Origin of the sequence: Thiobacillus sp. SCUT-2 (assembly GCF_035621355.1) — a bacterium.
Taxonomy (GTDB): domain Bacteria; phylum Pseudomonadota; class Gammaproteobacteria; order Burkholderiales; family Thiobacillaceae; genus Thiobacillus; species Thiobacillus sedimenti.
In genome coordinates, this window is the sequence record NZ_CP141769.1 from 1,289,126 (window position 1) to 1,300,735 (window position 11,610).

The window sequence follows — 11,610 nt, forward strand, 5'->3', positions numbered from 1 at the left end:
TACACAGGCGGGTAAGAAAACGCCGTCACGCAATACAGCGTCCGTCCACATTAACTTTCCGGGGTGTCGTCCGAAAACGAATTCACCACGCCGACTTAAGTGTGGCTTTCGAAAAAATTTCGACGAAAGAGGGCAGGACCATGAAACTCGAAGAAATGCTGGATGAAATGCGCGATGTCAACCTGAACTACCTGATGCTGGCGCAGAGCATGATCCAACACGACAAGGCCACCGCCGTCTTTCGCCTGGGCATCAGCCAGGACGTCGCCGACCTGATCGAGGCCCTGACCCCTGCCCAGATCCTGAAGCTGGCCGCTTCCGGCATGATGGTCTCGCGCTTCCGCTTCGACGACGGCGCCGTCCTCAACATGCTGACGAGCTACACCAAGGACCGCGCCCTGGCGCAGTCCCACGCCGCCATCCTGATGGCCGGCCAGGCCGTCGAGGCCTTCGCCTGAAGCGCGGCCGGCGCCGAAAAAAGAAACACGCGGGGGGAGGGGAAGCATGAGCAAGAAAAGCCTGTTGAACGAGATGCGCGACACCCAGCTGGCGATCGAACTGATCGAACTGGGCGCCCGCCCGCAGGTGCTGGAGTCGGAGACCTCGCTGTCGCGCGAGCGCCTGCTCAAGCTCTACAAGGAGGTCAAGGGCGTGTCGCCGCCGAAGGGCATGCTGCCGTTCTCGACCGACTGGTTCCTGACCTGGCTCCCCAACGTCCATTCCTCGCTGTTCATCAACATCCACCGCTACATCACGAAGAACAGCGACTGCAGCGGCATCGAGGCCGTGCTGAAGAGCTACCGCCTGTATCAGGAATACCTGCATACCAACCAGATCGAGGAAGTGCTGAGCTTCACCCGCGCGTGGACGCTGAACCGCTTCTTCGAAAGCCGCATGCTCGACACCGCCGTCTGCAGCCATTGCGGCGGCCACTTCGTCGTCCACCCGGACGATCTCCACACCCACTACGTCTGCGGCCTGTGCAACATTCCGGCACGCGCCGGCAAGACCCGCAAGGCCAAGGCCGAGGCCGCGACCGCACTGACTGCCGCCGCCTGAGGGCGACGGCTGCGGTGATCCCGATGGCGCGCCTGCCGGTCGGCGTCCAGTCGCTCGCCATCCAGTGCGCCGCGCTTGCGGCGCTTGTCCTGCTGGCGCGGCTGCTGCCGCCGTCATTTCCCTTTCCTGACTCCCTCACGGCGCTTGTGCTGGCACAGGGCGCGCTCGCCGCGGCCCTGAGCCGGTCCTGGCGCCAGCCCCCGTGGTGGCAGGTGCTGCACCTCGGCTTCCTGCCGGGCGCCCTCGCGGCGACCCAGGCCACGCTGCCGGGAGGCGTTTACCTCGCGGGCTTCGTGCTGCTCCTCCTTTTCTACTGGAGCACCGTCCGTACCCGGGTCCCGCTTTTCCTGTCGGGCGAACGGGCGCGCCGGACGCTGGCGACGCTGTTGCCGCAGGCGGGTCCCTTTGCCTTCGTCGACCTGGGCAGCGGACTCGGCGGCGTGCCGCTCTTCCTGGAGCGGGAATTCCCGCAGGCAAGGCTGTATGGCACCGAAATCGCGCCGGCGCCCTGGCTGATCAGCCGCCTGCGCGCATGGCTGAAGGGGAGCCGCGTCGAGTTCCTGCGCCGCGACTACGCGAGCCTCGACCTGGGCGAATTCGACGTCGTGTTCGCCTTTCTCTCGCCGGCCGCGATGCCCGACCTCTGGCGGCAGGCGCAGGCGCAGATGCGCCGCGGCACGCTGTTCCTGAGCCTCGCGTTTCCGGTCGAAGGCCGTCTGCCGGACCGCGTGGAGGCAGAGGAGGCGGGCGGCCGCCACACGCTTTACGCCTGGCGGATGTGACGCGCGTGCCGCCGAAATACTCGCGCGTCGCCATCAAGTTTCGGGCGATCCGGTCGAATTCTCTACCTGAGGGCATCGGCTTCGCATCCTGCGCGACCCGGCCAAGGCGGGTTTGCTCCCCACCCCCTGGATCAATCGGAAGGAAGACACGTTCGTGCTAGTCATCGTTGGGTATCTTGTCGTCTTGGCCAGCGTCTTCGGGGGCTTCGCGCTGGCGGGCGGCCATCTGGCGGCGCTGTTCCAGCCGGTGGAGCTCCTCATGATCGGCGGCGCCGCGACGGGCGCATTCTTCGTCGGCAACAACAGCAAGGCGGTCAAGGCGACGCTGAAGGCGCTGCCGACCGTGCTCAAGGGCTCGAAGTACACGCGCGCGCTGTACATGGACCTGATGGCGCTGCTGTACGAATTGCTGACCAAGATCCGCAAGGAGGGCCTGATGTCGGTCGAGGCCGACGTCGACGCGCCGCAGGACAGCCCGCTGTTCGCCAAGTATCCGGCGGTGATGGCGGACCATCACCTCATCGAGTTTCTCACCGACTACCTGCGCCTGATGGTCAGCGGCAGCATGAACGCATTCGAAATCGAAAACCTGATGGACAACGAGATCGAGACCCATCATCACGAGGGCGAGGTGCCGGTGCACGTCATCGCCAAGCTGGGCGACGCCATGCCCGCGTTCGGCATCGTGGCGGCGGTGATGGGCGTGGTCCACACGATGGAGTCGGTCGGCCTGCCGCCGGCGGAGCTGGGCATCCTGATCGCGCACGCGCTGGTCGGCACCTTCCTCGGCATCCTGCTCGCCTATGGCTTCGTCGGGCCGCTGGCGACCCTGCTCGAGCAGAAGCTGCACGAGTCGACCAAGGTGTTCCAGTGCATCAAGGTGACGCTGCTGGCGAGCATCAACGGCTATGCCCCGGCGATCGCCGTGGAGTTCGGCCGCAAGGTGCTGTTCTCGACCGAGCGGCCGTCCTTCAGCGAGCTGGAAGAGCACGTCAAGGGCGCGAAGTCGCGCTGATCGCCAATCATCCGGCAGCGAGCGGCGTGATCGAGATATGAGCGAGCAGAAAGCCCCCATCGTCATCAAGCGCGTGCGCAAGAAGGCGGGCGGCCACCACGGCGGCGCCTGGAAGATCGCCTACGCCGACTTCGTGACCGCGATGATGGCCTTCTTCCTGCTGATGTGGCTGCTCGGCTCGACCACCAAGGGCGACCTCGAGGGCATCGCGGAATACTTCAAGACGCCGCTCAAGGTCGCCATGCAGGGCGGATCGGGCAGCGGCGACAGCTCCAGCGTCATCAAGGGCGGCGGCACCGACCTGACCCGCAAGAGCGGGCAGATCCAGCGCGGCCAGACCCAGGCGGAAAAGAAGACCTACAACCTCAAGGCCGCCCAGGCCGAGATCGAGCGCATCGAGGCGGCGAAGCTGAGGGACCTGAAGAAGCGCCTCGAGGTCGCGATCGACGCCAACCCGACGCTCAAGCAGTTCAAGCGCCAGCTGCTGATCGACATCACCAGCGAAGGCCTGCGCATCCAGATCGTCGACGAGCAGAACCGGCCGATGTTCAACCTGGCGAGCGCCGAACTGCAGCCCTACACCAAGGTGATCCTGCACGACATCGCCCAGGTCCTGAACGGGGTGGACAACCGCATCAGCCTGTCGGGCCATACCGACGCCACGCCCTACGCCAGCGGCGAGCGCGGCTACAGCAACTGGGAGCTGTCGGCCGACCGCGCCAACGCGTCGCGCCGCGAGCTGATCGCAGGCGGGCTCGCCGAATCGAAGATGCTGCGCGTGGTCGGGCTGGCCTCGTCGGTGCCGTTCAACAACGCGGGGCCCCACGATCCCGTCAACCGGCGCATCAGCATCATCGTGATGAACAAGCGCACCGAGGACGCGATCACCAAGGAGGCCAGCGGCGTCAACGTCGCCGACGCCGACGCGGCGCGCGACGAGCTCGACAAGGCGGGCGCGCCGAAGTAATCCCCCGGCGCCGACGTCTGGCGCGAAATTGCGGGGCAAATCCACCCTTATTCCCCTGATCGTCCGCACCGGACACGTCCAATAATTCAGCCTGAAGAAAGCCCGTCCGGCATCCAGGCGGGGACGGACTCATCAACCAGGCGAATTCAGGGATGGCTGAGGAAAGCGATCAGGAACGGACAGAAGCCCCGTCGCAACAGCGGCTGGAGAAGGCGCGCGAAGAAGGCCAGGTGCCGCAGTCGCGCGAGCTGGCGACGTTCGTCGTGCTGATGGTCGGCGGCGGCGCACTCTGGATGATGGCGAGCGGGCTTGGCCAGGCCATGTCCCGCATCGTCCGCGGCGGCATGCAGTTCGACCCGGCGGTCGGGCGCGACAGCGCCTACGTCATGGCGCAGCTGTCGGACCAGTTCACGCAGGCCGCACTGGCGCTCGCGCCCTTCCTCGGGCTGGTGATGCTGGCGGCCCTGGCCTCGCCGCTGCTGGTGCGCGGCTGGCTGTTCAGCACCAAGGCGCTCGTGCCGAACTTCAAGCGCCTCAATCCGCTCACCGGCTTCAAGCGCATGTTCTCCACCCAGGGCCTGGTCGAGCTGGTCAAGTCGCTCGCCAAGGTGGGCCTGCTGGGCATCGTCGCCGTCTGGCTGATCTGGTCCAACGTCGACGCGATCTTCGCGCTGGGCCTGGAATCGCCGGCCCGCGCCATCCAGCACATGGGCGCGCTGCTCGGCAAGATCTTCCTGCTCGCGTCCGGCGCGATGATCTTCATCGTCGTCCTCGACCTGCCTTACCAGCTCTGGAGCTACTACAACAAGCTCAAGATGACCAAGGAGGAGCTGCGCCAGGAAGCCAAGGAATCCGAAGGCGATCCGCACATCAAGGCCCGCGTCCGCGCCCAGCAGCGCGAGATGGCGCGCCGCCGCATGATGGCCGAGATTCCCACCGCGGACGTCGTGGTGACCAACCCGACCCACTACGCCGTCGCACTGAAGTACACCGAGGGCAAGATGGGCGCCCCGCGCGTCGTCGCCAAGGGCGCCGACGCCGTCGCCGCGAAGATCCGCGAGATCGCGGCCGGGCACCAGGTGCCGCTGCTGGAAGCGCCGCCGCTGGCGCGTGCGCTGTTCCGCCATACCGAGCTCGGCGACGAGATCCCGGCCACCCTGTACGCAGCGGTGGCCGAAGTGCTGGCCTACGTCTTCCAGCTGCGCCACTTCCGCCAGGCCGGCGGCGTCCATCCCGAGGCGCCGACGGCCCTGCCGGTTCCGCCCGAACTCGACCCGCTGCAGTCCGGCATGGGGGCTAGCGCATGAACGGTACGCTGAGTCTTTCGAACATCTTCAACCCCGCCAACGCCCGCACGCTGGCGGCGCCGCTTTTCATCGTCCTCGTGCTGGCGATGCTGGTGCTGCCGCTGCCGCCGTTCGCGCTGGACATGCTGTTCACCTTCAACATCGCGCTGTCGATCATGGTGCTGCTGGTGAGCCTGTCGACCAAGAAGGCGCTCGACTTCGCCGCCTTCCCGACCGTGCTGCTGCTGTCGACGCTGCTGCGCCTGTCGCTCAACGTTGCCTCGACCCGCGTGGTCCTGCTGCACGGCCACACCGGCCCCGACGCAGCGGGCAAGGTGATCGAGGCCTTCGGCCATTTCCTGGTCGGCGGCAACTACACGGTCGGCATCATCGTCTTCGTCATCCTGGTGGTGATCAACTTCGTCGTCATCACCAAGGGCGCGGGCCGGATCGCCGAGGTCAGCGCGCGCTTCACCCTCGACGCCATGCCGGGCAAGCAGATGGCGATCGACGCCGACCTCAACGCCGGCCTGATCGACGAGAACGAGGCGCGCCGGCGCCGGGCCGAGATCGCCCAGGAGTCGGACTTCTACGGCTCGATGGACGGTGCCTCGAAATTCGTGCGCGGCGACGCCATCGCCGGCATCCTGATCCTGCTGATCAACATCGTCGGCGGCCTCGTCATCGGCCTGCTGCAGCACGACCTGTCGCTCGCCGATGCCGCGTCGAACTACACCCTGCTGGCGATCGGCGACGGCCTCGTCGCACAGATTCCCGCGCTGGTCATCTCGATCGCCGCGGGCGCCATCGTCAGCCGCGTCAGCACCGAGGAGGACATCGCCGGCCAGATGCTGTCCAACGTCTTCAGCAAGACGCAGGCGCTCTACATCACCGCCGGCATCCTCGGCCTGATGGGGATGATCCCCGGCATGCCCAACTTCGCCTTCCTGCTGCTGGCCGGCGGCCTCGCCTGGCTGGCCTGGCGGCGCAGCCATCAGCCGCAGCAGGCCGAAGCCGAGGTGGAGGCGCCGCCGGTGGCCGCGGTCGAGTCGCAGGAAGCCACCTGGGAGGACGTCGCCCCGATCGACACGCTGGGGCTGGAAGTCGGCTACCGGCTGATTCCGCTGGTCGACCATTCCGCCGACGGCGAACTGGTGCGCCGCATCAAGGGCATCCGCAAGAAGTTCGCGCGCGAGATCGGCTTCCTGCCGCCGGCGGTGCACATCCGCGACAACCTCGAGATCAACCCGAACAGCTACCGCATCACGCTCAAGGGCGTCGAGATCGGCAGCGGCGAGGTGCGCACCGGCCAGTTCCTCGCGATCGACCCGGGCAACGTCGTCACGGCGCTCCCCGGCATCGCCACCCAGGATCCCGCGTTCGGCCTGCCGGCCGTGTGGATCGACGCCGAGCTGCGCGACCAGGCACAGGCCATGGGCTATACGGTGGTCGACCCCGGTACCGTCGTCGCCACCCATCTCAACCATCTGGTCACGCTGCACGCGGCGGAGCTGCTCGGGCGGCAGGAGACGCAGGCGCTGCTCGACCATCTCGGCAAGAGCGCACCGAAGCTGGTCGAGGACCTGGTGCCCAAGATGCTGTCGCTGTCGGTGGTGCAGAAGGTGCTGCAGAACCTGCTCGTCGAGGGCGTCGCGATCCGCGACATGCGCACCATCATCGACACGCTGCTCGAGCATGGCGGCCGGGTGCAGGATCCCAGCGAACTCACCTCGCTGGTGCGCGTCGCGCTCGGCCGCTCGATCGTCCAGCAGATCTACGGCCCCTCGAGCGAGCTGCCGGTGATCGCGCTCGACCACAATCTCGAGCGCCTGCTGCTGCAGACGCTGCAGGCAGGGCACGACGGCGCCGGCATGGAGCCGGGGCTGGCCGACACCCTGCTGGAGCGGACCCAGGCATCGGCGCAGCGCCAGGAGGCGCTCGGCCATCCCGCGGTGCTGCTGACGCCGGCCGTGCTGCGTCCGCTGCTCGCCCGTTTCCTGCGGCGCACCGTGCCGCAGCTCAAAGTGCTTTCACACGCCGAAGTGCCTGAAGGCAAACAGATCAAAGTGACTTCCCTGGTAGGAGGAGCAGCATGAACGTCAAACGCATCGTCGCCAAAACATCCCGCGAGGCCATGCGCCAGTTGCGCGACACGCTCGGACCGGACGCGGTCATCCTGTCCAACCGCCAGGTCGAGGGCGGCGTCGAGGTGCTGGCGCTGCCGGCCGAGGACATCGCGGCGATGGCGCCGCCGGTCGTCGAAACCCCCGCGCCCGCGCCGGCACGCCCGCGCGAACGCGTGGTCGCCGAGCCGGACGAGCGGGCGGAACCTGCGCCGGCGGTCACGATCAAGCGGCGCCTGATCGAGCGCGTGGCGGTGCCGACCGAGGACAGCGCCCAGCTGGCGCAGAGCGTCATCAGCGAGATCAAGGCGATGCAGGCGCGGCTGGAGAACCAGCTCGCCGACCTCGCGTGGCGCGACCTGCCGGGGCGCGACCCCGCCGGCGCCGGCGTCATGCGCGACATGCTGGCAGCCGGCTTCAGCGCCACGCTCGCCCGCGAGATGCTCGAATCGCTGCCGCGCGGCGAGGGCGAGCAGGCGCAGGCCTGGATGCGCAACACCCTGATGACGCGCCTGCAGGTGATGCAGAGCGAGACCGAGATGCTCGACGCCGGCGGCGTGTTCGCCCTGATGGGGCCGACCGGCGCCGGCAAGACGACGACGACCGCCAAGCTCGCCGCGCGCTTCGTGGTGCGCCATGGCGCCGACAAGCTGGCGCTGCTGACGACCGACAGCTACCGGATCGGCGGCCACGAGCAGCTGCGCATCTACGGCAAGATCCTCGGCGTGGGCGTGCATACCGTGCGCGACGCCGCCGACCTGCGCCTCGCGCTGACCGAGCTGCGCAACAAGCACACCGTGCTGATCGACACCGTCGGCATGAGCCAGCGCGACCAGGCCGTGGCCGAACAGGTCGAGATGCTGTGCCAGGCGGGCAAGCCGATCAAGCGGCTGCTGCTCCTCAACGCCACCAGCCATGGCGACACCCTCAACGAGGTGGTGCAGGCCTACCAGCGGCGCGGCCTCGACGGCTGCATCCTGTCGAAGGTCGACGAGGCCGCGAGCCTGGGCCCCGCGCTCGACTGCGCGATCCGCCACCAGCTCACCGTCCATTACCTCGCCACCGGTCAGCGCGTCCCGGAGGACCTGCATCTGGCCAACCGCCAGTACCTGATCCACCGCGCGTTCAAGGCGCGCACGGTGGCGTCGCCCTGGGAGCTGGACGAGAACGAGCTGGCCTTCGCGCTCTCCGGCATGCACGCAACCCAACACGAAAGCGCGGTGACCCTTGGATAAATTCGTCAGCGATCAGGCCGCCGGGTTGCGCCGTCTGCTGGGGCAGACCGGCTTCCAGGTGATCACCGTGATGTCGGGCCAGCAGGGTGCGGGCAAGACCGCCGCCACTGCCAACCTGGCGGTGGCGCTCGCGCGCTCGGGGCGCGACGTGCTCATCGTGGACCAGGCGCACAACGGCCGCGGCGCGACCGCCGCGCTCGGCCTGACGCCGCGCTACGACGTGGCGGACGTGCTCGCCGGCCGCTGCCCGCTCGAGGCCCTCCTGCTGGCCGGGCCGGACAACGTGCAGGTGCTGCCGCTCGGCGGCGACTTCAACAAGCTGGGCCGGCTCTCCGAGCGCGACCAGGCGTGGCTGGCGGAAGCCTTCAACCGCCTGCAGTGCGGCGTCGACGTCGTCCTCGTCGACATGGAGGAGGCGACCGACCCCGACGCGCTGCCGCTCGGCCTCGCCGCGTCCGAGATCATGGTCGTGCTGCCTCCGGGAACCGCCGCGATCACGCAGGCCTACACGCTGGTCAAGCGGCTGGCGCAGAATTTCGGCAAGCGCCGGTTCCGCCTGCTGCTGAACCGCATGACCTCGACCGAGCAGGCGCAGGCCGTGGCGCGCAACTTCGCGCGCACGGCCGAGCAGTATCTCGGCGTCGCGGTCGACTATCTCGGCTATATTCCGCTCGACGAGCGTCTCAGCCGCGCCGGCCATCTGCGCACCTCGGTGGTCGACGCCTTTCCGGTCGCGCAGTCGACCTCGCAGTTCCGCAAGCTGGCCGACGGCCTGCTGCGCTGGCCGCAGCCGCCCAGCCTGGGCAGCGTGGGCAGCGTGGGCGGCTTCATGCAGCGCGTGATCCAGGGTGGCCGTCTGGTGGAAGCCTGCAGAAGGGGATAAGGCACATGTATACCGCAACCGGCAAAAGCGAGAAGAGCGAGAAGAACGATTTGCTGACGCAGTACATGCCGATGGTGAAGCGCCTGGCGCACCACATGATGGGCCGCCTGCCGCCCAGCGTCGAGGAGGACGACCTGGTGCAGGCCGGCATGATCGGCCTGCTCGATGCGGTCAGCCGCTACGACGAGGCGCAGAGCGCGCAGTTCGAGGCCTACGCCATCCAGCGCATCCGCGGCTCGATGATCGACGAGCTGCGCCAGATCGACTGGATGCCGCGCAGCGCGCGGCAGTCGATGCGCAAGATCGAGCAGGCGATCAACACGCTGCAGCACAGGCTCGGCCGGCAGCCGAGCGAGACCGAGATTTCCGAGTACATGAAGGTGCCGCTGGCCGAATACCAGGCCATGCTGGGCGACGCGCGCGGCCACCAGCTGCTTTATTTCGAGGACTTCGGCGAATCCGACGAGGACGACTCCTTCCTCGACAAGCAGTCGGCCGACGAGGCGAGCATGCCGCTGCCGCAGCTGCTCGACGCCAACCTGCGCGCCTGCATCATCGCCGGCATCGAGAACCTCCCCGAGCGTGAACAGCTGCTGATGTCCCTTTACTACGAGCAGGAACTCAACCTGCGCGAGATCGCCGAGGTGTTCGGCGTGTCCGAATCGCGCATCTGCCAGCTGCACGGCCAGGCCATCGCGCGCCTGCGTGCCAAGCTCAAGGAAGACGCATGGATCGTGGGAGCCTGATCGGGCTGGGGCTGGCCGCGGCCGCCGTGTTCGGCGGCCAGGCGATGGAAGGCGGCAACGTCGCGCTGTTCATGCAGCCGGCCGCGTTCCTCATCGTCGTGGGCGGCACCCTGGCCGCGGTGCTGATCCACCATCCCTTTCCCGTGTTCGTGCGCGGCGTGCGGATGGCGAAATGGGCCTTCCGCCCGCCCGAGCCGGAAGGCGGCACGCTGATCCGCCGCATCGTCCAGTGGTCGCATACGGCGCGCCAGGACGGCCCGCTGGCGCTGGAAAAGCACCTCGGCATGACGCACGACCCGTTCCACCGCGCCGGCCTGCAACTGCTGATCGACGGCGCGGACGCGGCGAAGCTGCGTGAGACGCTCGACGTGCAGATCGTCGGCTTCGAGACCGCCGAGCGCCAGGCCGCCCGCGTCTGGGAAGCGGCGGGCGGCTACGCGCCGACGCTCGGCATCCTCGGCGCGGTCATCGGCCTGATCCACGTGATGGAGAACCTGGCCGAGCCGGGCCGCCTCGGAACCGGCATCGCCGTCGCGTTCGTCGCCACGATCTACGGCGTCGGCCTCGCCAACCTCGTGTTCCTGCCGATCGCCAACAAGATCAAGTTCACCATCGCCCGTCGCGTGGCCGAGCGCGAGATCGTCTGCGACGGCCTCGTCGGCATCGCGCAGGGCGACAACCCGCGCATCATCGAAGCCCGCCTCAAGGGGTATCTCTGAGCCATGCGACGGCGTCGCCGCATCGCCTACGACCACGACAACCACGACCGCTGGCTGGTGTCGTACGCCGATTTCATCACGCTGCTGTTCGCCTTCTTCGTCGTGATGTACGCGGTCTCGGCCGTCAACGAGAACAAGTACCGGCTCCTCGCCAACGCGCTCGGCAGCGCCTTCGGCAATCCGGCAGCCGAGGTGGCGGTGCCGCAGGTGTCGCCGGCGCCGCTGCCGCCCGAAGTGCGGCAGCGCACGCTGAAGCAGCAGCAGGCGATCGAGGAACGCGAGCACATGACCACCGTGGCGAGCAGCCTGCTCGAGGCGATGGCGCCGCTGGTCAAGGAAGGGCAGGTGCGCGTCACCCAGAGCCGCCGCGGCGTCAGCATCGAGATCAACGCGAACGTGCTGTTCGCCCCGGGGCGCGCCGAACTCGAACCGGCATCGCTGGCGGTCCTGCGCACGGTCGCCGGGAAGCTGAAAAACGAGCCGTTCAACCTCGAGGTGTCCGGCCACACCGACAACGTGCCGATCTCCAATTCGACGTTCGCCTCCAACTGGGAGCTGTCGGCGGTGCGTGCCACCAGCGTGGTGCGCCTGCTGGCGGCGAACGGCATCGCCCCCGAGCGGCTCGCCGCCGTCGGGCGCGAGGCCAGCCAGCCGGTGGCGTCGAACGACACCCCGGAAGGCCGCGCGCGCAATCGCCGCGTCGAGCTGATGATCCTGTCGACCATGCCGGACACCGTCGAGGAAATCCCGGTCCAGCCGAAGCCCGAAGCCCCGCCCCGCAGCCCGGCCTCTTGA

The 11,610-nt window shown here is 68.1% G+C and carries 12 protein-coding genes; all 12 read left to right on the plus strand.

The window, feature by feature from the left end; translation table 11 throughout:
- The first annotated feature begins 140 nt into the window (after nt 1-140).
- The gene (flhD, locus tag VA613_RS06340) at nt 141-458 is read left to right on the plus strand and encodes a flagellar transcriptional regulator FlhD (protein WP_324781017.1); all 318 of its coding nucleotides are present in this window, start codon (nt 141-143) and stop codon (nt 456-458) included.
- A gap of 46 nt (nt 459-504) precedes the next feature.
- Nucleotides 505-1,059, plus strand: a complete 555-nt coding sequence (flhC, locus tag VA613_RS06345) for a flagellar transcriptional regulator FlhC (protein ID WP_324781018.1) — start codon at nt 505-507, stop codon at nt 1,057-1,059.
- Between the two features lie 23 nt (nt 1,060-1,082).
- Complete coding sequence (locus VA613_RS06350) at nt 1,083-1,841, plus strand: class I SAM-dependent methyltransferase (protein ID WP_324781019.1); 759 nt, start codon at nt 1,083-1,085, stop codon at nt 1,839-1,841.
- 154 nt (nt 1,842-1,995) lie between these two features.
- Complete coding sequence (gene motA / locus VA613_RS06355) at nt 1,996-2,856, plus strand: flagellar motor stator protein MotA (RefSeq protein WP_324781020.1); 861 nt, start codon at nt 1,996-1,998, stop codon at nt 2,854-2,856.
- Between the two features lie 37 nt (nt 2,857-2,893).
- Complete coding sequence (gene motB, locus VA613_RS06360) at nt 2,894-3,823, plus strand: flagellar motor protein MotB (RefSeq protein WP_324781021.1); 930 nt, start codon at nt 2,894-2,896, stop codon at nt 3,821-3,823.
- 152 nt (nt 3,824-3,975) lie between these two features.
- Nucleotides 3,976-5,130: a flagellar biosynthesis protein FlhB gene (flhB, locus tag VA613_RS06365; protein WP_324781022.1), complete on the plus strand. Its 1,155-nt coding sequence runs from the start codon at nt 3,976-3,978 to the stop codon at nt 5,128-5,130.
- The gene (gene flhA, locus VA613_RS06370) at nt 5,127-7,205 is read left to right on the plus strand and encodes a flagellar biosynthesis protein FlhA (RefSeq protein WP_324781023.1); all 2,079 of its coding nucleotides are present in this window, start codon (nt 5,127-5,129) and stop codon (nt 7,203-7,205) included. The genes flhB and flhA overlap by 4 nt, the downstream gene beginning before the upstream one ends.
- Complete coding sequence (flhF, locus tag VA613_RS06375; RefSeq protein ID WP_324781024.1) at nt 7,202-8,467, plus strand: flagellar biosynthesis protein FlhF; 1,266 nt, start codon at nt 7,202-7,204, stop codon at nt 8,465-8,467. The genes flhA and flhF overlap by 4 nt, the downstream gene beginning before the upstream one ends.
- Nucleotides 8,460-9,350, plus strand: a complete 891-nt coding sequence (locus VA613_RS06380) for a MinD/ParA family ATP-binding protein (protein ID WP_324781025.1) — start codon at nt 8,460-8,462, stop codon at nt 9,348-9,350. Before flhF ends, VA613_RS06380 begins: the two co-directional genes overlap by 8 nt.
- A gap of 5 nt (nt 9,351-9,355) precedes the next feature.
- Nucleotides 9,356-10,096, plus strand: coding sequence for an RNA polymerase sigma factor FliA (locus tag VA613_RS06385; protein WP_324781026.1), 741 nt, complete (start codon nt 9,356-9,358; stop codon nt 10,094-10,096).
- The gene (locus tag VA613_RS06390) at nt 10,078-10,815 is read left to right on the plus strand and encodes a flagellar motor protein (RefSeq protein WP_324781027.1); all 738 of its coding nucleotides are present in this window, start codon (nt 10,078-10,080) and stop codon (nt 10,813-10,815) included. The genes VA613_RS06385 and VA613_RS06390 overlap by 19 nt, the downstream gene beginning before the upstream one ends.
- Nucleotides 10,816-10,818: 3 nt before the next feature.
- Nucleotides 10,819-11,610, plus strand: coding sequence for a flagellar motor protein MotD (gene motD, locus VA613_RS06395; RefSeq protein ID WP_324781028.1), 792 nt, complete (start codon nt 10,819-10,821; stop codon nt 11,608-11,610).